The organism is Catenulispora sp. GP43 (assembly GCF_041260665.1).
Lineage (GTDB): Bacteria > Actinomycetota > Actinomycetes > Streptomycetales > Catenulisporaceae > Catenulispora.
The window spans coordinates 185,723-211,529 of the sequence record NZ_JBGCCT010000012.1 but is presented as its reverse complement, the minus strand read 5'-3'; the positions used below and the strand labels follow the sequence as shown (position 1 = coordinate 211,529).

The 25,807-nt window shown below is 70.5% G+C and carries 18 protein-coding genes; 11 read left to right on the top strand and 7 right to left on the bottom strand.

Annotated elements, in window-relative coordinates; all coding sequences use genetic code 11:
- Positions 1-125: 125 nt before the first annotated feature.
- From ABH926_RS24965 to ABH926_RS24940, 6 genes are all read right to left on the bottom strand, one after another.
- Complete coding sequence (locus tag ABH926_RS24965) at positions 126-1,004, bottom strand: helix-turn-helix domain-containing protein (RefSeq protein WP_370368161.1); 879 nt, start codon at positions 1,002-1,004, stop codon at positions 126-128.
- 43 nt (positions 1,005-1,047) lie between these two features.
- Positions 1,048-1,830 carry an NAD-dependent deacetylase gene (locus ABH926_RS24960; RefSeq protein WP_370368160.1) on the bottom strand — a complete coding sequence of 261 codons (783 nt, stop codon included), beginning with the start codon at positions 1,828-1,830 and terminating at the stop codon, positions 1,048-1,050.
- A 13-nt stretch (positions 1,831-1,843) separates the two neighbouring features.
- Complete coding sequence (locus ABH926_RS24955; RefSeq protein ID WP_370368159.1) at positions 1,844-2,341, bottom strand: NUDIX hydrolase; 498 nt, start codon at positions 2,339-2,341, stop codon at positions 1,844-1,846.
- 38 nt (positions 2,342-2,379) lie between these two features.
- Entirely contained in the window at positions 2,380-2,859 is a 480-nt protein-coding gene (locus tag ABH926_RS24950) for a peroxiredoxin (protein ID WP_370368158.1), read from the bottom strand.
- 70 nt (positions 2,860-2,929) lie between these two features.
- Complete coding sequence (locus ABH926_RS24945; RefSeq protein ID WP_370368157.1) at positions 2,930-3,556, bottom strand: class I SAM-dependent methyltransferase; 627 nt, start codon at positions 3,554-3,556, stop codon at positions 2,930-2,932.
- Entirely contained in the window at positions 3,553-5,202 is a 1,650-nt protein-coding gene (locus ABH926_RS24940; RefSeq protein ID WP_370368241.1) for a PucR family transcriptional regulator, read from the bottom strand. Before ABH926_RS24940 ends, ABH926_RS24945 begins: the two co-directional genes overlap by 4 nt.
- A 626-nt stretch (positions 5,203-5,828) precedes the next feature.
- Here ABH926_RS24940 and ABH926_RS24935 point away from each other — a divergent pair.
- The 6 genes from ABH926_RS24935 (at position 5,829) to ABH926_RS24910 (ending at position 13,138) form a co-directional block, all read left to right on the top strand.
- Entirely contained in the window at positions 5,829-7,304 is a 1,476-nt protein-coding gene (locus ABH926_RS24935; protein ID WP_370368156.1) for a gamma-aminobutyraldehyde dehydrogenase, read from the top strand.
- Between the two features lie 70 nt (positions 7,305-7,374).
- Positions 7,375-8,664 carry a spermidine/putrescine ABC transporter substrate-binding protein gene (locus ABH926_RS24930; protein ID WP_370368155.1) on the top strand — a complete coding sequence of 430 codons (1,290 nt, stop codon included), beginning with the start codon at positions 7,375-7,377 and terminating at the stop codon, positions 8,662-8,664.
- Positions 8,665-8,741: 77 nt separating this feature from the next.
- The gene (locus ABH926_RS24925) at positions 8,742-9,905 is read left to right on the top strand and encodes an ABC transporter ATP-binding protein (RefSeq protein WP_370368154.1); all 1,164 of its coding nucleotides are present in this window, start codon (positions 8,742-8,744) and stop codon (positions 9,903-9,905) included.
- Positions 9,902-10,861, top strand: coding sequence for an ABC transporter permease (locus ABH926_RS24920; protein WP_370368153.1), 960 nt, complete (start codon positions 9,902-9,904; stop codon positions 10,859-10,861). The genes ABH926_RS24925 and ABH926_RS24920 overlap by 4 nt, the downstream gene beginning before the upstream one ends.
- Positions 10,861-11,667 carry an ABC transporter permease gene (locus ABH926_RS24915; RefSeq protein ID WP_370368152.1) on the top strand — a complete coding sequence of 269 codons (807 nt, stop codon included), beginning with the start codon at positions 10,861-10,863 and terminating at the stop codon, positions 11,665-11,667. The genes ABH926_RS24920 and ABH926_RS24915 overlap by 1 nt, the downstream gene beginning before the upstream one ends.
- A 91-nt stretch (positions 11,668-11,758) precedes the next feature.
- Positions 11,759-13,138: an NAD(P)/FAD-dependent oxidoreductase gene (locus tag ABH926_RS24910; RefSeq protein ID WP_370368151.1), complete on the top strand. Its 1,380-nt coding sequence runs from the start codon at positions 11,759-11,761 to the stop codon at positions 13,136-13,138.
- Between the two features lie 58 nt (positions 13,139-13,196).
- Here ABH926_RS24910 and ABH926_RS24905 read toward each other — a convergent pair whose 3' ends face one another.
- Positions 13,197-13,610 carry an SgcJ/EcaC family oxidoreductase gene (locus tag ABH926_RS24905; RefSeq protein WP_370368150.1) on the bottom strand — a complete coding sequence of 138 codons (414 nt, stop codon included), beginning with the start codon at positions 13,608-13,610 and terminating at the stop codon, positions 13,197-13,199.
- 210 nt (positions 13,611-13,820) lie between these two features.
- On the opposite strand from ABH926_RS24905, the gene ABH926_RS24900 reads away from it, so the two are divergent.
- From ABH926_RS24900 to ABH926_RS24880, 5 genes are all read left to right on the top strand, one after another.
- Positions 13,821-15,335 (top strand): CoA-acylating methylmalonate-semialdehyde dehydrogenase, encoded by a 1,515-nt coding sequence (locus tag ABH926_RS24900; RefSeq protein ID WP_370368149.1) that lies wholly within the window; start codon positions 13,821-13,823, stop codon positions 15,333-15,335.
- 211 nt (positions 15,336-15,546) lie between these two features.
- The gene (locus ABH926_RS24895) at positions 15,547-15,879 is read left to right on the top strand and encodes a hypothetical protein (protein WP_370368148.1); all 333 of its coding nucleotides are present in this window, start codon (positions 15,547-15,549) and stop codon (positions 15,877-15,879) included.
- A gap of 160 nt (positions 15,880-16,039) precedes the next feature.
- Complete coding sequence (locus ABH926_RS24890; RefSeq protein WP_370368147.1) at positions 16,040-19,318, top strand: PDZ domain-containing protein; 3,279 nt, start codon at positions 16,040-16,042, stop codon at positions 19,316-19,318.
- A complete protein-coding gene (locus tag ABH926_RS24885) occupies positions 19,318-22,587 on the top strand; it encodes a PDZ domain-containing protein (RefSeq protein ID WP_370368146.1) in 3,270 nt (1,089 codons plus the stop codon). Before ABH926_RS24890 ends, ABH926_RS24885 begins: the two co-directional genes overlap by 1 nt.
- 194 nt (positions 22,588-22,781) lie before the next feature.
- On the top strand, positions 22,782-25,772 hold the full coding sequence (locus ABH926_RS24880) for a BTAD domain-containing putative transcriptional regulator (RefSeq protein ID WP_370368145.1): 2,991 nt from the start codon (positions 22,782-22,784) through the stop codon (positions 25,770-25,772).
- Positions 25,773-25,807 lie beyond the last annotated feature (35 nt).

Below are 25,807 nucleotides of genomic sequence, written 5' to 3'. Positions count from 1 at the left end.
GGGCGTGCGGCCATGGATCTTGGTGAGGCGTTCTTGGATATTTGTGGGACAGGCGGGATCGACTGCGCGAAGATGCGTTGGATCTGGTCCAGCAATGGTCTGTCACCGCATAGGACCGCGCGCCCCTACCCCGACAGCGAACTCCGCCGGAACATCGTCGGCGACAACCCGACCCGCTGCGTGAACAACCGCGTGAAGTACGCCGGATCGTCGTACCCGACGGCGCGCGCCACCTGCACCACGCTCTGGTCCGTCGCGGCCAGCAGGTCCTTCGCCTTCGACAGCCGGACCCGCAGGATGTACTCCTTCGGCGTCGAGCCGGTCGCCAGGCGCACTTCCTCGCGCAGCTGGGTGACGGTCAGGCCGAGCCGGGTCGCGTGGTCCTGGAGCGCGACCGGGTCGGTGGCGTGCTCGGTGAGGGCCCGGACGGCGCGCGATTCGCGCAGTCCCGGGCCGTTGTCGCGGACCGCGGTGATCAGGCGGTGCACCAGGATCCCGGCTGACACCTCGTAGTGCGGGCCGCCGGTGCGGACCACGGTGAGGAGCTCGCGGAACAGTTCGCGGACTGGGCGGGCGTCGCCGAGGGGGACCACCGGGGAGGAGCGGGACAGGAAGTCCAGGCCCTCGTAGCCGGCCGCCGCCGGGCCGTCGAACAGGGCCCAGGTGATGGTCCAGCCGCCGACGTCCGGCTGGTAGGAGTGGACCAGGCCGGGGAAGAGCCAGAAGGCCGCCGGGGCCTTGATCGGGAGCCGGGTGCGCGGGCGGTCGCCCCACTCGATCCAGCCCGAGCCGCGGGTCACCAGGTGCAGCGCGTAGCAGTTCAGGACGCGTGCGTCCCAGCGGATGCCGTGTTCGGCGATGGTGTGCCAGCCGGCGCCGTACAGCGCCAGGCCGAGGCGGCGGTGCTCCTCGGCCGGCGTCATGTAGACCGCGTACTCCGAGACCGGCGGGTGCCAGGGCTCCTCGCCGGCGGCCGTCGGCTCGTCGTCCCGGGGCGCACTCACGCGTCATATGCTCCGGCGTGCGAAACCCCGCGTCAATCCGTGGTTAACGTGCGGATTCCGCGGACGTGCCGCCCGGGGCGCCGGCCGCGACGAGTTCGGCGACGATCCGGGGCACCGCCTCGCTGATCGGGTCGCGGATCACTTCGGTCGCCAGATGGTCGTACGGGGTCGGCTCGTTGTTGACGATCACCAGGTCGGCGCCGTGAGCCACGGCCACCTCGCACATCGAGGCGGCCGGCTGGACCCCGAGCGAGGTGCCGATGGCCAGGAAGATCTCGGAGTTCTCGGCCACCTGCTCGGCCTGCCACAGCGTCTTCGGGTCCAGGTTCTGGCCGAACATGATGGTCGCGGCCTTCAGGATGCCGCCGCAGACCGGGCACGGCGGGTCCGCCTCGCCGGCGGCCACCCGCTCCAGCGTGGCGTCCATCGTGCTGTGGTAGGTGCAGTCGATGCAGACCACGTCGGACATGTTCCCGTGGATCTCGATCACCTTGCGCGGCGTCGACCCGCCCTTCTGGTGCAGCCGGTCGATGTTCTGCGTGATGATCCGCACGGCCCGCCCCGAGTGCTCCAGCTCGGCCAGCGCCTTGTGCGCCGCGTTCGGCTCGGCCTGGCGCGCCGGGTTGTCCCGCCGCGCGATCCAGGAGCGCTCGCGCAGTTCGGGGTCGGCGACGTAGTTCTGGTACGTCGACAGCAGTTCGGCGATCGGGTCCTTGGTCCAGACGCCCTTGGGCCCGCGGAAGTCCGGGATGCCGGAGTCGGTGCTGATACCCGCGCCGGTGAGCATGCCGATCGGGCCCTTGCGGCCGCGCCAGTCGGTGGTCATGCAAAAAGCGTAGTCAGTGGTGCCACGGCAATTCGACGAGGTTTTCCGGCGGGCCGTCCCGCAGGATCGAGGCCAGCAGCGGCGCCAGGCCCCACGGCACCACGTGCTCGGCGGCGGCTTCCAGGTCGGCCACCGTCCACCACCGGTGCTCGGCGATGGACTTGCGCTCGTAGTCGGTGAAGCCGCTCATGTCGACGTCGTGCGCGTCCACGCGGTGGAAGAAGTAGTCCTCGCGCAGGATCCCCTTGACCCAGCCCAGATCCGCGTAGCCCCCGGTCACCGCGACCACCTCACCGAGCTCCTCCGGCGTCGCGATCAGGCCGGTCTCCTCGCGCAGTTCCCGGGCCGCCGCGGCGTTCAGCGCCTCGCCCTCGTCCACGCCGCCGCCCGGCGTCAGCCAGACGAACCCCCGCCTGCGGCTGCCGAACTTGAACAGCAGCAGGCGGTCCTCTTTGTCCACCAGCAGGACGCGGGCGGTGCGGCGGGCGTACGGGCCCTCGGGCGGCGACATGCCCTCAGGGTAGTCGGCGCCCCGGACAGGCGGCGTCCTCAGGCCAGCGCGGCGATCTGCTGCGTGAGCGTGTCGACCGACTGGAACATCAAGCCGAACGTCGCCACGTGCTTCCAGCGCAGCACGCCTTCGGCGTCGACGAGGAACACGGAACGCTTCAGGCCCAGGCCCTTCAGCGCGACGCCGTACTCCCGGATCACGGTCTTGTCCGGGTCGGCCAGCAGCGGCTGCTGGAGCCCGTGCCGCAGCGCGAACTTCTCGTGGCTGTCCACATCCTGCGGGCTGATGCCCCAGACCTCGGCGCCGATGCCGGTGAACTTCTCGAGTTCGTTGTTGTACGCGCACATCTGCTTGGTGCACACCGGGGTGTCGTCGCCGGGGTAGAAGGCCAGCACGATCGGCTTGCCGCGGCTCGCCGACAGCGTGAAGTCGCGGCGCTCGACGTCGGTGCCGGACAGGACGATGCCCGGCAGCGTGAAGTCGGGGGCGGGGGCGCCGATTTCGGGGGTGGGGGCCATGGAGGTCGTGCCCTTCGTGGGTGGGCCGAAGTTACCTGTCGGTATCCAGCATGGCCCATCACCCCCGGAATCAGTTCTCCCGCCGCGCGACCAGATTCACCATCGGGAAGGGCCGGGGCGCGTCGGGAGCCGCGCGCTCGATCAGCCGGCCCACCTCTTCCAGGCCGGCGTCGTGCAGCAGAGCACTGAAATGGTCCGGCCACCAGCGGTACGCGGTGTGGACGGTGTGGTCGTAGGAAGCCGTCGGCTGCGAGGCGTCATCACTGCCCGGGAAGCTGATGAGCGCGTACCCGCCCGGCGCCAGGACCCTGTGGAACTCGGCGAGGATCGCCGGGACGTCCTCCGGCACCGTGTGGATGATCGAGTAGCGGGACAGGACGCCGCCCAGCGATCCGTCGGCGATCTCCAGCGCGGCCATGGACCCGAGCTCGAACCGCAGCTCCGGATGCCTGGCCCGGGCCTGGGCGAGCATGCCCGAGGACACGTCGACGCCGAAGGCGTCCAGCCCCAGCGAGCTCAGGTGCGCGGTGACGTACCCCGGCCCGCAGCCCAGGTCCGCGACCGGTCCGCCGACCGTCTTCGCCAGCTCGGCGAAGGAAGTGAGCAGGCCGCGTTCCAACGGGAAGCTCGAAAGGCTGTCGCTGAACTTCTCGGCGTAGAGCTCGGCGACTTCGTCATAGGGCTGCTGGGCTGTCATGGTCTGATAGCTTCCAGGGCCAGCAGCGCCACGTGCAACGCCAAACACGACTCCACCGAATCCAGGTCCACCGACAGGATCCGCTCGATCCGGTGCAGCCGCTCGTAGAACGACGGCCGCGACAGGTGCGCCGCGTCGGCCGCCGCCGACTTGTTGCGGCCCGACTCCACGTACACCGTCAGCATCTTGACCAGATCCGTGCCGCGCTCGGCGTCGTACGCCAGCAGCGGGCCCAGCTCGCGCTCCACGAAGGTCTGCAGGCGCGCGTCGTCGCGCAGCAGGTGCAGCAGGCCGCGCAGCCGGACGTCCACCAGCCGGTGGTACGGCGCCTGGCCCGCGGGCTGGCGCACCGCCGCGTCCGCGACCTGCACCGCCTCCAGCAGCGAGCGGCGCGCGTCGCGCACCGCGCCGACCGAGGTGCCGACCGCGATGACGTAGCCGTCGGCGGACGACGGCGAGGTCGGCCGCTCCACCAGCCGCCGGACCCGCTCGGCGAAGCCATCCAGGGCGGCGTCCTCGCGGTCCTGCGGGCCCAGGGCCAGCAGCAGACCGACGCTGTGCTCGTCCAGGGTGCCGATCAGCGCGGACAGCCGGCGGTCGCGGATCGCCGCGGCGGCCTGGTCGGTCAGCTCGCGCAGCCGGGCCTGCGTCTCCAGGGCCGTGGGGTGCGCGGCGGTGCGCAGCCGCAGCACCACGCCGACCAGCCGGCGGCCGTCGAGCGTGACGCCCAGGGCCCGGGCCCGCAGCGCCACCTCCGAGGCCGGCTGGCCGTGGGACAGGATCGCGGTCAGCAGGGTCCGGTGCGTCTGCCGCTCCAGCGAATCCCGGTCCCGTTCGACCAGGCGGTTCAGGGCCAGGGTCGCGGCGGCGCGCTCCAACAGCATGGACAGGCGCGGCACCGGGGCCGGGTCGTTGCAGATCAGGGCCAGCCGGCCCCAGTCGTGGCCGCGCGCGCCGACCACCGTGGTCAGCCAGCCGGAGCGCTCGTCGTAGGTGGTGCGGCCGGTGGTGGTGCGGACCGAGCGGGAGCGGCCCTCCCAGCCGTCGAGCAGGACCGAGGGGTCGGCGCCGGCCTGGGAGTAGGTGAGCACCTGGTGCGCCAGGTTCTCCAGGACCACCGGGCAGCCGGACATGCGGCCGATCTGCTGGACCACCTCGTCGGGGGAGGCGCCCTCGACCGCGAGTTCGGTGAAGGTCTGGTGGACCTCGTCGGAGGCGCGCAGCTCGGCCAGCTGCGCGTCGATGATCAGGCCGTGCACGGCTTCGGTAATGGTGACGAAACGCGTGTCCAGCGCCAGGGTGATCACCGGCAGGCTGTGCTTCTCGGCGGCGGCCAGCAGCGCCTTGGGCAGGCTGCTGTCGGTGTAGCGGCGGCCCAGTTCCAGGACCAGGCCGGCGGCGCCGAGCTTGGCCAGGTCGGCGACGAAGTCGGCGAGCCGGTCGGGCCCGGCGGGCCAGGCGATGCCGGTGGACAGGACCAGCTCGCCGCCGCGCAGGATGGTGCCGACGTCGACCAGTTCGGTGACGTGCACCCAGCGCACCATGCGGTCCAGCCCGGCGACGCCGGCCACCACCCGCGGCCCGCCCTGCTTGACCGGGCCGAGCTGCAGGACGTCGGCGACGGTCGGGTACTGGGTGGTGTACATCGACGCCGGCCGCGCCGCTTCGGCGGCGGTCATGGCCTGGTCTGCCTGCTCTGCCTGGTCTGCCTGGTCTGCCTGGTCTGCCTGGTCCGGGGCGTCGGCGGCCGGTTCGGGGCGATCTGCGCTGCTCACGGTGGCTCCTGGGAACGTGCGGGGCGTGCGGGGCGTGCGGGGTGTGCATGGCGTGCGTGGCGTGCGGGACCTGCGAGGCGTGCGGGACCTCTGGGGCGTGTCGGGTCGCGGCACGGCGCCGGCGGCGGGACGGACCGGTGCGCCGGGTGCCGGGGCGGGCCGCGCTGTGCGGGATTCTTCACTCAGTGTTCTTTGCAGAGTGTTCAAAAGGATCGCACTGCCGAGGCACCCTGCCAGGTGCGTCGCGGCCGCGCAAGGGATCGGCGGAAATCGATCTGACATCGATGCGGCACGGGATCTGTCTGTGCAGGCCAGCGCCAGGTCGCGATTTCGTTGCGAGGTTCATTTTCTTCGACGGAATCCCTTGTTTCTCCGCCGGATGTCTGTAACGATCCTCACTCGAAAGCGCATGGCCGCCTTACGAACAGGAAGTGACCGGAGGGCGCGGGTGTAGCCCGGCAGCCGGTCCAGGTTTGCAAGCCGTCAAGGAGATCGTGGTGCACCAGTACATCGGCGGGGGCCAAAGGACCGGATCGTCAGGAGTCGTGCATCAGGTCACGAATCCGGCGGACGGCTCCGTCGTCGCCGACCTCGTACTCGGCGACGCGCGGGACGCCGACTCGGCGGTGGACGCGGCCAAACGGGCGTACCCCGAATGGAGCAGGGCGACCCCGGCTGAGCGCTCGACCGCGCTGCACCGGCTCGCGCAGGTTCTCGACGAGCGGTCTCAGGAGTTCGCCGAGACAGAGTCGCGCCAGACCGGCAAGCCGATCCGCCTGACCACCGGCTTCGACGTCCCGGGCACCGTGGACAACACCGCGTTCTTCGCCGGTGCCGCGCGCCACCTGGAGGGCAAGGCCGCGGCCGAGTACTCCGCCGACCACACCAGCGCCGTCCGGCGCGAGCCGATCGGCGTGGTCGCCTCGATCGCGCCGTGGAACTACCCGCTGCAGATGGCGGCGTGGAAGATCCTGCCGGCGATCGCGGCCGGCAACACCATCGTGCTCAAGCCCGCCGAGATCACACCGCTGACGGCGCTGCTGTTCGCCCAGGCCTGCACCGACGCCGGTATCCCGGACGGCGTGGTCAACGTGGTCGTCGGCAGCGGCCCGGTGGCCGGCGAGGCGCTGATGACGCACCCGGACGTGCGGATGGTGTCCTTCACCGGTTCCACCCCGGTCGGCAAGCGGGTCATGGAACTCGCCTCCCGCACCGTCAAGCGGGTGCACCTGGAACTCGGCGGCAAGGCGCCCTTCGTCGTGTTCGACGACGCGGACCTGGAGGCCGCGATCCACGGCGCCGTCGCCGGCTCGCTGATCAACACCGGCCAGGACTGCACCGCCGCGACCCGCGCGTACGTGCACCGCAGCCGGTACGACGAGTTCGTGGCCGGCGTCGCGGACCTGTACGCCTCGGTGAAGCTCGGCGACCCGTTCGACCCCGCGACCGACCTCGGTCCGCTCGTCTCCTTCAGGCAGCGCGACAGCGTCGCCGGTTTCGTCGACCGCGCCCGCGGCTACGGCGCGAACATCGTGGTCGGCGGCGAGGCCCCCGGCGGCGCGCTGGCCGCCGGTGCGTACTACCGGCCGACGCTGGTCACCGGGGTCGCGCAGGACGCGGAGATCGTGCGCGACGAGGTCTTCGGGCCGGTGCTCGCGGCGCTGCCGTTCGACACCGACGAGCAGGCCTTCGAGCTCGCCAACGACACGCCCTACGGCCTGGCCGCCTCGGCGTGGACCCGGGACCACCACCGCGCGCTGCGCGCCGTGCGGGAGATCGCCGCCGGCTGTGTGTGGGTCAACGACCACATCCCGATCATCAGCGAGATGCCGCACGGGGGCTACAAGGCCTCCGGGTTCGGCAAGGACATGTCGTCCTACTCCTTCGAGGAGTACACGCAGGTCAAGCACACCATGCACGACCTCACCGGAGTGGCCCGCAAGCCCTGGCACCGGACCATCTTCGACCTCTGATACAGCACGGCACCGCCACCGCACCAACCACCGCTTGTTCAGCCCCACAGGTGATAGGACGGACCATCGCATGAACGACATATCCCGGGCCCGCGACGAGTTCCTCGACGCCGCCGACCGCTTTCCCGAAGCCTTCCGGCGCCAGCTCGCCGGCGGGGCCTCGCGCCGGGGCTTCCTGGCCGCCGGCCTCGGGGTGGGCGCGGCCGGCCTGCTCGGCGCGTGCGCCACGAAGACCAAGGCCGCCTCCTCCGGCTCGGCCGGCGCCGGCTCGGGCTCGTCCTCGGCCGTCCCGTCCGAGGGCAAGGCGGGCGTCGACAAGTCCGACACCGAGAAGATCGTCAACTTCTCCAACTGGGTGTCCTACATCGACGTCGACCCCAACGACAAGAACAAGCGGCCGACTCTGGACAACTTCAAGGCCGAGACCGGGATCACCGTCAACTACACCGAGGACGTCAACTCCAACGACGACTTCTTCGCCAAGATCCACCAGCAGCTGGCCGCCGGCCAGGACACCGGCCGGGACCTGATGGTGCTCTCGGACTGGATGATCGGCAAGCTCCGGCAGATGGGCTACCTGGAGCCGCTGAACCTGGCGAACATCCCGAACTTCAAGGACCTGCTGCCCGAGGCGGCCAACCCGGCCTACGACCCGAACCGCAAGCACACCGTGCCGTGGGCGCTGGGCTTCACCCTGATGGGCGTCAACCTGAAGTCCGCCGGCCTGACCGCGGCCCAGGCGCAGCAGCTGTCCATCAAGGACATGATGACCGACGCCAAGTACAAGGGGAAGGTCGGCTACTTCGCCGAGATGGAGGACGGCGTCGGCTTCGGCCTGCTGGCCACCGGGGCCGACCCGGCGAAGTTCACCGACGACCAGTTCAGCGCGGCCGTGGCCTACATCCAGAAGGCCCGGGACAACAACCAGATCCGGCAGTTCACCGGCAACGACTACATCAACGACCTGACCAACGGGAACTACGCCATGTGCATGGCGTACTCCGGTGACATCGCGCAGATCGACGACCCGAACATCGTCTGGGTGGTGCCCCAGGAGGGCATGCTCTGGTTCACCGACAACATGTGCATCCCGGCCATGGCCTCCCACAAGACCAACGCCGAGAAGTTCATGAACTACATGCTCGAGCCCAAGGTCGGCGCCGCGCTGGACGACTACATCAGCTACATCCCCTCGATGCAGGGCGCGGACACCGCGATGAAGGCGATCGACGCCAACGCGCTGCAGAACCAGCTGATCTTCCCGGACGCGGCCACCAAGGCCAAGGCCCACGAGTTCCAGAACCTGGACCTGAAGACCCTCGACAAGTACGTCTCGCAGTTCAAGGACGTCACCGGCTGATGCCGGCCCCCTCCCGTCCTTTTCCTTCACTCCCCTTTTCGTCCCTCCCCGATGGCAAGACAGGCAGGCAGCGGTAGATGAGCAAGAACACAGACACCCTGGCCGCCGGCGGCGTGGCCGGAGACCTGAGGCTGGTGAACGTCACCAAGCGCTTCGGCGACTTCACCGCCGTGCAGGATCTGACCCTGACGATCCCGCAGGGCTCGTTCTTCGCGCTGCTCGGCGCGTCCGGCTGCGGCAAGACCACGACACTGCGCATGGTGTCGGGTCTGGAGGAGCCGACCGCCGGCCGCGTGCTGATAGGCGACCACGACATCACCCGGCTGCGGCCCTACAAGCGGCCGGTGAACACGGTCTTCCAGAACTACGCGCTGTTCCCGCACCTGACGATCGCGGACAACATCGCCTTCGGCCTCAAGCGGCGCGGCGTCAAGGACGTCAGGAAGCCGGTGCAGGACATGCTCGACCTGATCGAGCTCTCGCACATCGGCGCGCGCAAGCCCAACCAGCTCTCCGGCGGCCAGCAGCAGCGCGTCGCGCTCGGCCGGGCGCTGATCAACCAGCCGCAGGTGCTGCTGCTGGACGAGCCGCTGGGCGCGCTGGACCTGAAGCTGCGCCGGCAGATGCAGATCGAGCTCAAGCGCATCCAGACCGAGGTGGGCCTGACCTTCGTGCACGTCACGCACGACCAGGAGGAGGCCATGACCATGGCCGACACCATCGCGGTGATGAACCACGGCCGGGTCGAGCAGCTCGGCTCGCCCACCGACCTGTACGAGAACCCGAAGACGACGTTCGTCGCGAACTTCCTCGGACAGTCGAACCTGTTGCCGGGCAAGGCTTCCGGAACGGTCGGCGAGCACCTGCGGGTGACGCTCGAGGACGGGACCCGCGTGCTGATCCCCTCCGCGCGCAACAACGCCTCCGGCGACGACGTCATCGTCGGCGTGCGCCCGGAGAAGGTGTCCATCCACGCCTCCGCCGAGGAGGTGCCGGACGGCCGCAACGTGCTCACCGGCGGCACGGTGATCGACACCAGCTTCGTCGGCGTGTCCACGCAGTACATCGTCAAGGCCTCGGGCTGCGACGAGCTCGGCGTGTTCGTGCAGAACGACGGCGCGCAGATCTTCCGGCCGGGTTCGGACGTCGTGGTGTCCTGGGACCCGTCGCAGGGCTTCGGCCTGGACGGCAAGCAGGACATCGACGCCGGCGCGGAGGCGGACCTGGAGGCCGCCGCGTGACCGCGCCGCCCGCGGCCGCCGAGGTCGTCGACGAACTGGTCCCCGGGCCCACCGCGGCCGAGCAGCGCGCGGACAAGCGGGTGCTGCGACGGCGGGCGACTCTGCCCTACCTGCTGCTGGCGCCGGGCATCATCTGGCTGGTCGTCTTCTTCATCGTGCCGATGTGGTCGATCGTCTCGACCTCGGTCGAGACCGGCGACATGGACACCGGGTTCGTGCTCAGCTGGCGCTGGGCCAACTTCGGCGACGTGTGGAGCCAGTGGCACCAGCAGATCATCCGGTCGCTGGAGTACTCGGTGATGTGCACCGTGTTCTGCCTGATCCTGGCGCTCCCGCTGGCCTACTTCATCGCGTTCAAGGCCGGGCGCTGGAAGAACCTGCTGATGGCCCTGGTGGTCGCGCCGTTCTTCACCAGCTACCTGATCCGCACGCTGGCGTGGAAGACGATCCTGGCCGACGACGGCTGGGTGGTGCACACGATGAACACGCTGCACATCACGCCGCTGCTGAGCGGGATGGGCTGGACGTACTCCAGCAACAGCGTGCTGCAGACACCCTTCTCCGTGGTCTGCGGCATGGTCTACAACTTCCTGCCGTTCACGGTCCTGCCGATCTACACCGCGATGGAGAAGATCGACCCGCGGCTGCACGAGGCCGGCCAGGACCTGTACGCCTCGGCCTGGGCCACCTTCCGCAAGGTGACGTTCCCGCTGGCGCTGCCCGGCATCGTCGGCGGCACGCTGCTGACGTTCATCCCGGCGGTCGGCGACTACACCAACGCCGTGATGCTCGGCGGGCCGAAGACGAAGGTCATCGGCACGGTGATCGAGCAGCAGATGATCGGCACCGGCGGCAACATCCCCTACGGCGCCGCGCTGTCGGTGATGCTGATGGTCGGCACGCTGGTCATCACCCTCGCGTACATCAAGAAGGCCGGGACGGAGGAGATCGTCTGATGGCTGTCATCAACTGGTTCCGCAAGCACGTCATCGCGATCGTCGCTTTCCTCATCTTCTTCTTCCTGCTGGTCCCGAACTTCGTCGTCGTCTGGATGTCGTTCAACAAGCCCTCGGGCAAGTACAACGTGAAGTGGGAGAAGTTCTCCTTCGACGCATGGAAGAACCCGCTCGACGACGGCATCCTGCACGACCCGCTGATGCTGTCGCTGGAGATCGCACTGCTGGCCACGCTGGTCGCCACGATCCTGGGCACGATGATCGCGTTCGCGATCGTGCGGCACAAGTTCAAGGGCCGCGGCTTCGTCAACAGCGTGCTGTTCCTGCCGATGGCGGCGCCCGAGATCGTCATGGGCACCACGCTGCTGGCGTTGTTCCTGAACACGTTCGGCGTGGACTTCCTCGGCTTCAAGTCGATCCTCATCGCGCACATCATGTTCTGCGTCAGCTACGTGGTGATCACGGTGAAGTCCCGGCTCAACGGCATGGACCCGATGCTGGAGAAGGCGGCGCAGGACCTGTACGCCACGCCGTGGCAGACCTTCTGGCGGGTGACCTTCCCGTTGGTCGCGCCGGGTATCGGGGCGGCGGCGCTGCTGTCGTTCGCGCTGAGCTTCGACGACTTCATCATCACGGAGATGACCGCGGGCAACTCGGTGACGTTCCCGTACTGGATCTGGAACGCCGTGCAGAAGGGCATCCCGCCGCAGGTCAACGTGATCGGCTCGCTGATGCTCATCATCACGCTGGCCGGGATCGCGGTCGCCGAGGTGCCGAAGTGGCTGAAGACGTCGAAGGCGCACTAAGCGTCATCGAGCACTGGTAATCGGTACAATCCATCCATAGGGGGCGTCGTGGCGGCGCCCCCTTCCGTTTGCGAGAGGGTGCCACTGCACCATGAAGTACCACCATCTGCTGGCCGACGCGTCCCCGACTCCCTACTGGCTCGACACGCGCGACCGCCCCGGAGCCCTGGAGGCGTTGGCCGGCCGGACCTCCGCCGATCTCGTCGTGGTCGGCGGCGGCTACTCGGGCCTGTGGACCGCGCTGCTGGCCAAGGAACGCGACCCGGGCCGGGACGTGGTGCTGCTGGAGGCCAACCGGATCGGCTGGGCCGCCTCCGGGCGCAACGGCGGGTTCTGCTCCTCCTCGCTGACCCACGGCTACGACAACGGCGAGTCCCGGTGGCCCGACGAGATGGACACCCTGGAGCGGCTCGGGCACGAGAACCTCGACCAGATCGAGGCCACGCTGAAGCGGTACGGCATCGAGTGCGACTTCCGCCGCTCCGGCGAACTCGCGGTGGCGACCGCCGAATGGCAGGCCGAGGACCTGGCTTCCGTGGACACCTCGGAGGACGTGGTGTTCCTCGACCGTGAGGCGGTCCAGGCGCAGCTCGCCTCGCCGACGTACCACGCCGGGCTGTGGGACAAGACCGGCTGCGCGATGGTCGATCCTGCGCGGCTGGCTTTCGGGCTGCGGGACGCTTGTTTGCAGCTCGGCGTCCGCATCTATGAGAAGTCGCCAGTGTCGGTGCTGGAGCGCGCCGACCTGATGATGCGCCTCGTGACGGACCGGGGCGAGGTCGTGGCGCCGAAGGTGGCGCTGGCGACGAACGCGTTCCCGAACCTGCTCAGGCGGGTGCGCTCGTTCATCGTCCCGGTCTACGACTACGCGCTGATGACCGAGCCGCTGTCGGAGGCGCAGATGGCGGCGATCGGCTGGGAGAACCGGCAGGGTGTCGGCGACTCGGCGAACCACTTCCACTACTACCGGCTGTCCGCGGACAACCGGATCCTGTGGGGCGGCTACGACGCGATCTACCACTTCGGCTCGAAGATCTCCTCGCGGCAGGACCAGCGTCCGGAGACCTTCGACAAGCTGGCCGGGCACTTCTTCGAGACGTTCCCGCAGCTGGAAGGCCTGAGGTTCACGCACAAGTGGGGCGGCGTCATCGACACCTGCTCGCGGTTCTGTGCGTTCTTCGGCACGGCCCACGGCGGCGCGGTCGCCTACGCGGCCGGGTACACCGGGCTGGGCGTCGGGGCGACGCGGTTCGGCGCCGACGTGATGCTGGATCTGCTCTCCGGCGAGGAGACCGAGCGGACGTCGCTGAAGATGGTGCGCAGCAAGCCGGTGCCGTTCCCGCCGGAGCCGCTGAAGTGGTTCGGCATCACGGTGACCAGCAACGCGCTGGGGCGCGCCGACCGGAACGGCGGCCGGCGGAACCTGTGGCTGCGGACGCTGGACCGGTTCGGGATGGGATTCGATTCCTGAGGTAGGTGAAGCCCCGGGAGGACCCCGGGGCTTCACCCGTTTGGTCGTCCGGCCGGGCTTACTGCTGCGCGGCCGGCAGCACCGGGCTGTTGTGGTAGGCGGCGATCAGCCAGTGGCCGTCCCGCTTCTCCAGGACCCAGGTCGCGTTCACCTTGCCGGCGTCCGGGACCTCGGTCTGGCCGCCGAACAGGATGCCGGACTCGCTGACGACGATCGCCGCGTCCCGGCCGACGAATCGGAGGCTCAGTTGCTTGTTGTAGGTCGAGGTGTCCTTGAGCGGGCCCCCGAACGCCAGGGCCATGTTCTCGCGGATCACCGCGCGGCTGTCGCGCAGCGAGCCGGTCATGATGGCGGTGGCGTCCGGGGTGTAGTCGGCGACCATGCCGTCGGCGTCGCCGGCCTCCCACGCCTTGTAGGAAGCGGCGAGGACCGCCTGGATCGCTGCCTTGTCCGCGTCACGGTTGTCTGACATCGGGTTCTCCTTAGTGGCGAATCGGTTGGTGCATCGGTCGCAGGTACATACCGGCGGCGGGAGCCGGACTCATCGCTCCGGCCACGATCCGCCAAGCTGTCAGCCTTTTCGCCGGATCGCCTGACAGCCTGAGCGTTGTCGGACCCGGCCGCCGGTCGCAGACTCATCACCAACGTCGGAATTCATCCCAGCCACCCTTTAAGGAACGCCATGACCAAGCACGTCACCCACTGGATCGACGGCCGCGCGTGGGAGGGTGCCGCAGCCCGCCACGGCGACCTGCACGACCCGGCCACCGGCGCCGTCACCGGGACGGTGGACTTCGCGGCGGTGAAGGAGGTCGACGACGCGGTGGCCGCGGCCGCGGCGGCGTTCCCCGGCTGGCGCGCGGCGTCGGTGGCCAAGCGCACGACCGTGCTGTTCGCGTTCCGCGAGCTGCTGAACCAGCACAAGGACGAGCTGGCCGCGCTGATCGTCGCCGAGCACGGCAAGGTGCACTCCGACGCGCTCGGCGAGGTGGCGCGCGGGCTGGAGGTCGTGGAGTTCGCCTGCGGGATCGGCACCATCCTCAAGGGCGGGTACTCCGAGGCCGCCTCGACCGGCGTCGAGGTGTACTCGCTGCACCAGCCGCTGGGCCCGGTGGCGATCATCTCGCCGTTCAACTTCCCGGCGATGGTCCCGATGTGGTTCTTCCCGATCGCGATCGCGGCCGGGAACACGGTGGTGCTCAAGCCGTCGGAGAAGGACCCGTCGGCGTCGGTGTTCCTGGCGGAGCTGTGGAAGCGCGCGGGGCTGCCGGACGGCGTGTTCAACGTCGTGCACGGCGACAAGGTGGCCGTGGACCGGCTGCTGGAGCACCCCGACATCCACGCGGTGTCGTTCGTCGGCTCCACGCCGATCGCGCGCTACGTCTACGAGAACGGCACCCGTTACGGCAAGCGCGTCCAGGCCCTCGGCGGCGCCAAGAACCACATGGTGGTCCTGCCGGACGCGGACCTGGACCTGGCCGCCGACGCCGCGGTCTCGGCCGGCTTCGGCGCGGCCGGCGAGCGCTGCATGGCGGTCTCGGTCCTGGTCGCGGTGGACCCGATCGGCGACGAGCTGGTCGCCAAGATCACCGAGCGGATGGCGAAGCTGAAGGTGGGCCCGGGCTGCCTGCCGGACAGCGAGATGGGCCCGCTGGTCACCGGCGCGCACCGGGACAAGGTCACCTCCTACCTGGACGCGGGCGTCGAAGCCGGCGCGGAGCTGGTGGTGGACGGCCGCGGCCACTCCGTCGGCGGCGCCGAGGCCGGCATCGACACCACGGCCGGCTTCTGGCTCGGCCCGACCCTGTTCGACAAGGTCACCTCCGCGATGAGCATCTACACCGACGAGATCTTCGGCCCGGTCCTGTCCGTGGTCCGCGCCCCGTCCTACGACGAGGCCCTGGCCCTGGTGAACAGCAACCCCTACGGCAACGGCGTGGCGGTCTTCACCAACGACGGCGGCGCCGCGGCGAAGTTCCGCGACCAGGTCGAGGTCGGCATGGTCGGCGTGAACGTGCCGATCCCGGTCCCGGTGGCGTACCACTCCTTCGGCGGCTGGAAGGCCTCGCTGTTCGGCGACAGCCACGCGTACGGCCCGCACGGCGTGCACTTCTTCACCCGGACCAAGGCGGTCACGCAGCGGTGGCTCGACCCGAGCCACGGCGGGGTGAACCTCGGGTTCCCGACCAACGCCTGACACACTGCCGCGGAGCTCGCGGGAAAGTATCAGATTTCGGACAATCCCGGTCGGCGGATCCGGGATTGTCCGACCCGCGCACGCCCATTGTGTCTGTAATGGACCTGTTTCGGTGGTTTCAGTGTGATGATCCGCTTATGACGTTCTTCTCGGTGTGAGAATCGCAGTGCGGGCCCTGAAGGGGGGCTTCACACACCACACGGAGGACTGCATGTCTTTTGTGACCAAGACCCTGGCGACGACCGCGACGGTCGCCGCCCTGATCCTCGCCGGCGCCGGCGCCGCCAGCGCCGACGTCAGCTCCACCGGAGCCACCATCGGCACCACCTCGGGGTCGACCTCGGGCAACAGCGGAGTCGGCACCGGCAACGTCGTGCAGGGCACCGGCGGCAACGTGACGCAGGGCGCCGGCAACGTCGTGGGGAACAACGACGTCGTCGGCAACGGCGAGGCCGTCGTGGTCGACGTCGCCGGCTGGCAGGGGGGTTCGGACGACGGCTGGCACGGCTTCTGGCACCACTGCCACCGCGGCTTCGACTACTAGGAGCGGCATCGGCTGGATGAACTGCGGCGACCCCGGCTCCGCGCCGGGGTCGCCGTTCTCGTCGCCCTCGTGCCCGGGCGGGCGTCGTCGCCGTGGCCGAAACGGCACCATCGTCCCTTATCAGTGGCACAGTCGGAACCCTTTGCCCTACGTTCGACAGGTGACGCAGACGACGACGTACCTCCGTTACCCGCATCTGTCCGGTTCGACTTTGACCTTCGTCGCCGACGACGACGTGTGGCTCACCGACCTGCCCGGCTTCGCCGCCTCCGCCCGCGCGTGGCGGGTCACCTCGGACCGGGTCCCGGTCAAACGGCCGCTGCTGTCGCCGGACGGCTCGCGGGTGGCGTGGACCTCCGCGCGGGAGGGCGTCGTCGAGGCGTTCGCACTGCCGGTGGACGGCGGGGAGACCAACCGCCTCACCCACTGGGGCCACCCCCGCACCGAGGCGATCGGCTGGGCGTCGTCCGACGAGGTGATCGTCCGCGGCTGGGGCGGCCACGGCCACCGCTTCTACAACTTCGCGCACTCGGTGCCCTTCGAGGGCGGCCAGCCCGCGCGGCTGCCCTACGGCAACCTCAGGAGCCTGGCGGTCGCCGAGCCCGGGGTCGAGGGCAGCCCGGTGGTCCTCAGCCGCTTCTACGCCGGCAACTCCTGGCTGTGGAAGGGCTACCGCGGCGGCGCGGCCGGGCAGCTGTGGACCGACCGCGAGGGCACGGGCGAATTCGAGCGCTTCCTGGCCGATCTCGACGGCAACCTCGGCGACCCGATGTGGTACGACGGCCGCGTGGTCTTCCACTCCGACCACGAGGACGGCGTCGCGGAGCTCTACTCCGCCCTGCCCGACGGCACCGACCTGCGCCGCCACACCACTGGCGAGGGCGGTTACTACCTGCGCAACGCCATGACCGACGGCGTCCGCATCGTCTTCCAGCGCGCCGGCCGGCTGTGGGTCATGGAAGACCTCGAAGACGACCCGCGCGCGCTCGACATCCGCCTGCCCGGCGCCCGCACCGCGACCACCCGGCGCCCGATCGACGCCGCGCAGCACCTCGGCGACGTCTCCCCGGACCACACCGGCCGGGCCAGCGCCGTCGAGGTCCGCGGCACGGTCCACTGGCTGACGCACAAGGACGGCCCGGCGCGCGGCCTCGGCGTCGAGGAGGGCACGCGCGGCCGGCTGCCGGTCGTGCTCGGGCAGACCGGACAGGCCGCGTGGATCAGCGACGCCGGCGGCCGGTACTCGATCGAGATCGCCGCCGTCGACGGCTCGGCCCGCCGCAGCATCCTGACCGGGGAGTTCGGGTACGTGACCGAACTCGCCTCCGCCCCGGACGGCAGGCACCTGGCCGCCGCCACCCGCGACAACAAGCTGCTGCTGGTCGACGTCGAAGCCGGGACGCTGCGGGTGGTCGCCGACGGCGAGGGCGCGTTCCGCGCGATGCCGCGCTGGGGCGTGAACTTCGTCTCCGATCCGGCCTTCTCGCCGGACTCGAAGTGGCTGGCCTGGAGTCAGCGCTCGAACGTCCCGGACGCCTGGCAGATCCGGGTCGCCGACGTCGAGAGCCTGGACGTCGTCGACATCACCGAGCCCCGGTTCCGGGACTGGAAGCCGGTGTTCACCCTCGACGGCAAGCACCTGGCGTTCCTGTCGGCGCGGACGCTGGACTCCTACGAGGAGGACATGTACTTCGACCTGTCCTTCCTGCCCTCGACCCGGCCCTACCTGGTGCCGCTGGCCGAGACCGAGCCCTCGCCGTTCGACCCCGAACTCGGCGGCCGCCCGGTGGACGGCGAGGACCAGGGCAAGGGCCAGGGCAATGACCAGGGCAAGGACGCTGACGGCGACAAGAAGGACGCCGACACGCCGCCGGCGACCGTGATCGACGCCTTCGGCATCACCACGCGCGCCGTCCCGTTCCCGGTGGCCTCCGGCACCTACGCCGACCTCGCCGCCGTCAAGGGCGGCGTCACCTGGCTGGCCAAGCCGATCACCGGCGCCCTGGGCACCCACCTGGCCGGCTCCGGCAAGGAGGCGCCGCGCCCGGCCCTGATGCGCTTCGACTTCGGCAAGCGCGAGGAGCAGACGCTGATCGAGGAGCTCGACGGCTACGCGGTCTCCGGCGACGGCGCTCGCCTGGTCGTCACCGACCACAACGCGCTGGCGGTGCGTCCGGCGGACAAGCCCGACGACGACGCGAAGCCGGAAACCGTGGACCTGTCCCGGATCCGGCTCTCGGTGCTCCCCGGGGCCGAGCGCGCGCAGGCCTTCCAGGAGGCGTGGCGCCTGCAGGTCGAGAACTACATCAAGCCCTCGATGGAGGGCTTCGACTGGGACGCGGCCCGCGACCGCTACGCACCGCTGGTCGCCGCGACCGCGACCGACGACGACTTCGTGGACCTGCTGTGGGAGCTGCAGGGCGAGCTGCGGACCTCGCACGCCTACGTCGACGCCCCGAAGACGTCGCGCGACGACTCCCGGCAGCAGGGGCTGCTCGGCGCCGACCTGGCTCCGGACGAGGACGGCGTCTGGCGGATCGTCAGGATCCTGCCGGGCGACAGCTCCGTGCCCGCCGCCCGCTCGCCGCTGCTGGCGCCGGGCGTCGCGGCCCGGGTGGGCGAGGCGATCACCGCGGTGGACGGCCGTCCGGTCCCGGCGCGCGTCGGCCCGGCCGCGCTGCTGGCGGGCAAGGCCGGCCAGCCGACCGAGCTGGCGCTGGAGAACCGGTCCGGGACCAGGCGCGCCGTGGTCGTGGTCCCGATCGCCGACGAGGTGCCGCTGCGCTATCGGGCCTGGGTCGCCGACCGGCGCGCGTACGTGCTGGAGAAGTCCGGCGGCCGGCTGGGCTACGTCCACCTGCCCGACCAGGCCGAGCCGGGCTGGGCCGAGTTCCACCGCGACCTGAGCGCGCAGGTGGTGAAGGACGGCCTGGTCGTCGACACCCGCGGCAACCGCGGCGGCCTCACCTCCGCCCTGGTGGTGGAACGGCTGCTGCGCAAGCCGATCGCGTGGGAATTCGCCCGCGGCGAGCTGCCCGACACCTATCCGCCCTACGCGCCGACCGGGCCGCTGGTCTCGGTGTGCGACGAGGAGGCCGGCAGCGACGGCGACATCATCAACCAGGCGTTCAAGGACAACGGGGTGACCGTGGTCGGTGCCCGCACCTGGGGTGGCGTCATCGGCATGGACGACTGCTTCTACCTGGTGGACGGCACGTTCGTGACGCAGCCGCGCTACGCGCTGGCCTTCAACTCCGTCGGGCTCTACGGCCTGGAGAACCACGGCTGCGAGCCGACGGTGCCCGTCGACTTCCGGCCGCAGGACTTCGTCGCCGAGCGCGATCCGCAGCTGGACCGGGCGATCGAGATTGCCCTGGACGCGCTGGCGAAGGAGCCGCCGGCGGCCCCGCCGTCGGTCCCCGGAGTGTATGAGCACTGATGACGCAGACCTCGTATCTGCGGTTCCCGCACCTGTCGGGGGACCTGCTGACGTTCGTCGCCGAGGACGATGTCTGGCTCGCCGAGCTGCCCGCCGACGCGGGCGGCCCGGTGCGGGCTGCGCGGTTCACCTCGGACTGGCAGCCGGCGAGACGCCCCCTGCTGTCGCCCGACGGCAGGCTCGTGGCGTGGGCGCGGCAGCGTGACGGGGCGCCTGAGGTGTACGCCGCGCCGGTGGACGGCGGCGCGGCGACGCGGCTGACGTACTGGGCGGACCGCCGGACCGGTGTGCTCGGCTGGGCGTCGGCCGAGGAGGTGATCGTGGCCCGCGGTCTGCTGCCGGCGCGTGGAGACGTGCGGGCGCACGCCGTGCCGGCCGCCGGCGGCCGGCCGGTGCCGCTGCCCTACGGAACGTTGCAGGCGCTCGCGGTCCATGGTCCCGGCGGTGCGGTCATGACGCGCCGCGGGGTCTCGCACGACGCGTCGTGGTGGAAGCGCTATCGGGGTGGCGGCGCCGGCAAGCTGTGGGTCGACACCGACGGCTCCGGGGACTTCCAGCGGATCCTGCGCGATCATCAGGGCAACATCGACGCGCCTATGTGGGTCGGGGATCGGGCGGCGTTCCTGTCCGACGCCGGGGGAGTGTCAGAGCTCTACTCGTGTCTGCCGGACGGCTCCGATCTGCGCCAGCACACTGATGAGCCGTCGGAGTACTTCGCGCGGCACGCCACCAGCGACGGCACCCGTGTGGTGTTCATGCGCGGCGGGCGGTTGTGGCTGCTGGAGGAGTTGGATGCCGAGCCCCGGCTGCTGGACGTGCGACTGGCCGGCACCCGAATAGGCCGCGCCGAGCATCCGGTCCAGGCCTCGAACAACCTGAGCGGGTTCGCGGCGGACCGGACCGGCCGAGCCGTCGCGGTGTCGGTGCGAGGCACCGTCCACTGGCTGGCGGCCAAGGACGGTCCGGCCCGGGCGCTCGCGGTGACGCCGGGCGTTCGGGCGCGCATGCCGGTGGTGCTCGGCGAGACCGGGTCGGCGGCGTGGGTGACCGACGCCGGCGGCGAGTGGTCGATCGAGATCGGGCCGGTCGACGGGGAGGGCGAGGTCCGCAGGATCCTGACCGGCGAGGTGACGCGGGTCGCGGATCTGGTGGCCTCGCCGGACGGCGCACACCTGGCCGTCTCCACCGAGGACAACCGGTTGCTGGTGGTCGATGTCGAGAGCGGGACGGCACGGGTCGCGGTCGGCGGTGCCCACAACGCCTGGGGAACGCTTGCCGAGGACCCGGTGTTCTCGCCGGACTCGCGGTGGCTGGCCTGGGCCGAGGGGATGTCGTCGGCCCGGCCGCGCCGGATCCGGCTCGCCGACGTGGCGACGCTGACGCCGGTCGACGTCACCGACGGCCGGTTCCTCGACTGGAGCCCGGCGTTCACACTGGACGGCAAGCACCTGGCGTTCCTGTCCAGCCGTACTTACGACCCGTACTACGCGGACGAGGTGTTCGACCTCTACTTCGTTCCCGGGGACCGGCCCTACCTGGTGCCGTTGTCCGCCGATGAGCCGTCGCCGTTCGCGCCGTCGTTGTCGGGGCGGCCGATCAAGGAAGAGCCGAAGCCGGACGCTGACGACGACGGCTCCGGCGGGACCGAGAGCCGGGTGGACGTCGAGGGGCTGGCGGGCCGGATCGTGCCCTTCCCGGTGCCGACGGGCAACTACTACGGACTGCGCGCGGCGAAGGGTGGTGTGCTGTGGCTGGAGAGCTTCAAGCACGGCGCGCTCGGCGACAGCATGGCGGATCCGTCGGACGAGGCCGACAAGCCCCGGCTGCGGCGGTACGACTTCGCCAAGCGGGACGTGCTGACGCTCGCCGACGAGGTGACGTCCTTCGACGTCACCGGCGACGGCGCCCGGGTGCTGGTCAGCGACGGCGGGGCGCTGCGGCTTCAGCCCTCCGACGCGCGCGGTGACAACGGCGATCGGGAGCCGCTGGACCTGGACCGGATCCGGGTCACCGTGGACCCCGTCGCCGAGCGGCGGCAAGGACTCCGGGAGGCGTGGCTGCTTCAGCGCGACTTCTACTGGCGCGACGACCTCGGCGGGCTCGACTGGCCCGCGGTGTGGGAGCGGTACGCGCCGCTGGCCGAGGCCGTGGCCACCCAGGACGACCTGGTGGACCTGTTGTGGGAGATGCAGGGCGAGCTCGGCACCTCGCACGCCTATGTCGTGCCGGCGGGCAATGGTGCTGATCCCGCCCGCAGCCAGGGCCGGCTCGGCGCCGATCTGGAGCCTGACTCCGAAGGGCGCTGGCGGATCACGCGGATCCTGCCCGGCGACGCCTCCGTGTCGCAGGCGCGGTCGCCCTTCGAGGCGCCCGGGGTCGGTGCCCGGGTCGGTGACGTGGTGGCGGCGATCGACGGCCGGCCGGTGGACTCCGGCCTCGGCCCGGGTCCGCTGCTGGCCGGGAAGGCGGGCAAGCCGACCGAGGTGCTGCTGGTGCGCGACGCGGAGTCCGACGCCCGGGTCTTCCAGGGTGCCGACGCTGACGCCGATGCCGCCGCCGAGGGCCCGGACACGATCCGGACCCGCCGCGTGGTCGTCGTCCCGCTCGAGGACGAGCGTTTGCTGCGCTACCAGGCCTGGGTCGCCGACCGGCGGGCTTATGTGCGGGAGCGTTCTGGCGGCCGCCTGGGCTACGTCCACCTTCCCGACCAGGGCTCGCGGGGCTGGGCCGAGTTCCATCGCGACCTGGTCACGCAGACCGCGTGCGAGGGCCTGATCGTCGACACCCGCAGCAACGGCGGAGGGAACACCTCGCCGCTGGTGGTCGAGCAGCTGATGCGCCGCGTCGTCGGCTGGAAGCTGGCCCGCGGCCGGGTGGCGCGGACCTACCCGCCGGCGGCCGTCCGCGGGCCTCTGGTGTCGGTCTGCGACGAGGACTCCGGCTCTGACGGCGACATCATCAACCAGTACCTGAAGGACCAGGGGATCCCCATCGTGGGGACGCGGACGTGGGGCGGCGTGGTCGGCATCGACTCCCGCTTCCGACTGCTGGACCGCACCCTGGTGACGCAGCCCAAGTACATGAACTGGTTCGACTCGGTCGGCTACGGCCTGGAGAACCACGGCTGCGAGCCGACGGTCGAGGTCGAATTCACCCCGGCGGACGCCGAGGCCGGCCGGGATCCGCAGCTCGATGCCGCCGTCGACCTGGCGTTGGCCGATCTCGCGGAGCATCCGGCGGCGACCGCGCCGGAGCGTCCCTGGGCCTGACCGCACGCGGTGGCTGCCAGCGGCCGGCAGCTACCGCGTACGTGACAACCACGACTACCCGGGTGCGTCCGGGGAATCCCGCGCTAAGGTGGGCCGGTGGCTCCGAGCGGTCTAGTCCACCGGCGGACCACAGTTCACCTGTGGCACGACACTGCCGCGGGACCCGGCAAGACACGGCCACGGGGGCCACGTTCATGAGGTGGGATTGGTCAGTGGTGGTGCAGTACGGGCTGCTCGGACCGGTCCGCGCGCTGCGAGTGGGCGACGCGGGAGAACCAGCCGAGGAACTCAAAGTAGGGTCCCCGCAACAGCAGGCCGTGCTGGCGCTGCTGGCGTCGAGGGCCGGTCGGGTGGCGACAGCCGACGAACTCATAGAAGGTTTGTGGGGCGATGAGCCGCCCGAGGGTGCGCTCGGAACGGTGCGCACCTATGCGTTCCGACTCCGTAAGGTCTTCGGCGCGGACGCCATTGCGTCCATAGCCGGCGGCTACGCGTTGCGCGCGGAGCGTTCACACGTGGACCTGTTCACCTTCGAAGATCATGTCGCGAGTGCGGAGCAGCGGCGGATGTCGGGTGACGTGGCGGGCGCGCGCGGAGAACTCGCTCATGCCTTGGCGCTGTGGCGCGGTACTCCGCTGGCCGGGATTCCGGGCCCTTATGCGGAGTCCCTCCGTGGGACGCTGCTGGAACGGCGTACTGCGGCCCAGGAGAGCCGCATCTCCCTGGACCTGGCATTGGGTCGGGTGGGAGACGCCGTCTCCGAACTCACCGTCCTCACCGCTGAGCACCCGCTGCGCGAGGGACTGCGTGCGCAGCTCATGCTGGCGCTCTACCAGACCGGACGACAGGCCGAAGCGCTTGGCGTATACGCGGACACCCGACGACTCCTGCGCAAAGAACTGGGCGTCGACCCCGGCGCCGAACTCGGCGAACTGCATCAGCGGATCCTGCGCGCCGACCCCGCGCTGGCGCGCCCCTCTGCGGACAGCACTGAGATAACCCCTAGGGCAGCCGAGGCATCCTCCGGGGCTCCTCTGGAGAAGCCGCCGACGATCCCCGCGCAGCTTCCCGCCGACACGGCGGACTTCACCGGACGCGAGAACCTGACCCGCGTGCTCGCCGCGCGCATCTCCACCACGGTCGGGCAGTCGGTCGCGGTCTGCGCGCTGTCCGGGTTGGGCGGAGTGGGTAAGACGGCGCTCGCCATCCACCTGGCGCACTCGGTACGGGAGGAGTTCCCGGACGGGCAGCTCTATGTGGACCTGCGCGGAGGCGACCCGGAGCCCGCAGACCCGGCGCCGGTCCTCGCCGCGTTCCTGCGCGGTCTGGGGATATCAGAGGCGGAGACGGCGTCCGGGCTGGAGGAGCGGGCCGCGGCGTACCGGTCGGCGCTCGCCGGTCGCCGGGTGCTGATCGTCCTGGACAACGCGCGGGACGCGGCGCAGGTACGGCCTCTGTTGCCGGGCGCCCCGGGGTGCGCGGTCGTGGTCACGAGCCGTCCGAAGCTGACCGGGCTGGCCGGGGCGACGTTCGCGGATCTGGACGTGCTGGATCCCGGCGAGGCGATGAACATGTTCACGCGGATCGTCGGCGAGGAACGTCTCGGCGTAGAACACACCGCGGCCATAGAGGTGGTGTCGCTATGCGGATACCTGCCTCTGGCGGTGCGTATAGCGGCGGCCCGGCTCGCGTCCCGGCCGCGGTGGCGCATCGGGTCGCTCGCCGCCCGGTTGTCCGACGAGCGGCGCCGGCTCGGCGAGCTGGCCGTGGGCGATCTCGCGGTGCGTGCGGCGTTCGAACTCGGCTATCACCAGTTGTCCCCGGCGCAGGCGGATGTCTTCCGGCGGCTGTCGCTGCTGGACAGCGCCGACGTCTCGGCCGCGGCGGCCGCCGCGCTGCTCGGCCAGGACGAGGCCGACACTGAGGAAGTGCTGGAGTCGCTGGTGGACGCCGCGATGCTGGAGTCCGCTTCTCCGGGGCGCTACCGCTATCACGACTTGTTGCGCCTCTATGCGCGGGAACAGTACGAGGCCGAGGGCGGTGACCTCGACGCGGGGTTCATGAACCTGCTCGACTTCTACCTCGCCTCGATGCGTCGTCTGCGCCGCATCCCCGTGGAAGAGCTGGGGCTTTCCCCGACGCGATCCTCCGGGAGGGAGTTCGACTCCGTAGAAGCGGGTGTGCGGTGGATCGCTGATGAAGGCAGCTGCGTGGACGCGGTGTTCAATCGTCGGGTCCTGACCCACCCGCCGTGCGTTGACGGAGTGGCGCCGCTGACGTTGGCGGTAGAACTGCTCGACCACCTTGTCTCGCTACCCGGTATCGAACGCTACGCGGATGAGCTCTCTACCGCCGCGCGCAATGCCGCCGCAGCTGCTGTGGAGAGCGGGGACGTACGGAGCGAGGCGCGGGTGCGGCACTCCTTGGCGCGCGTCCTTTATGCGACGTATCAGATAGAGGCCGCGGCGGAGGAGGCCGAGCGCTCGCACCGTGCAGCCGAGTCGGTGGGCGGCGACGAGACCCAAGCCGATGCCGTCAACCTGCTCGCCATGACTTATGCGGACCTCGGCCGGGACGCGGAGGCGATCGCGCTGTACGAGCGCGCGGTGGATGCCAGCCGGGCGTTCGGGGATGTGGCGTCCGAGGCCGCGGCGCGGCAGAACATGGCGCGCTCGCTGTTGGTGCTGGGCCGCACGGAGGAGGCGCTGGAGAGCACGATGGCGGGGCTCGCCCTGTGCCGGGCCCTCGGGGACGACGTCTCTACGGGGTACGCGCTCTTCCAGACCGGTTCCATCTATCTGCAGACGCACGCCTATCGGGAGTCGCTGACGTACTTCACGGAGGCGGCCCGGTACTTCGCCGACGTCCATCCTCCGATGGAGGGCGCCGCGCACGCCTCCAGCGCGCGGGCGCTGTTGGGTCTCGGCGAGCCCAGCGGTGCGTTGGAGTTCGCCGAGCGTGCGGTGAGTGTTCTGCGGGGGACCGCCGACACGTGGCAGCACGCGACCGCGCTGGCGGTGCTCGCGGACGTGCTGGATGTCGCCGGGCAGCCGGAGCGGGCCCGGGGCTGCCGGGAGGAGGCACTGGCCATGTTCGCGGTCATCGGGGCTCCGGAGGCGGACCGTATCAGAGTCATGCTCTCCGCCCCGGAGGCAACCTCGGCAGGTGTTCGAACGTCGCGCTAAGGAAACGGTTGGAGCGCACGGGAGGATGACAAGGT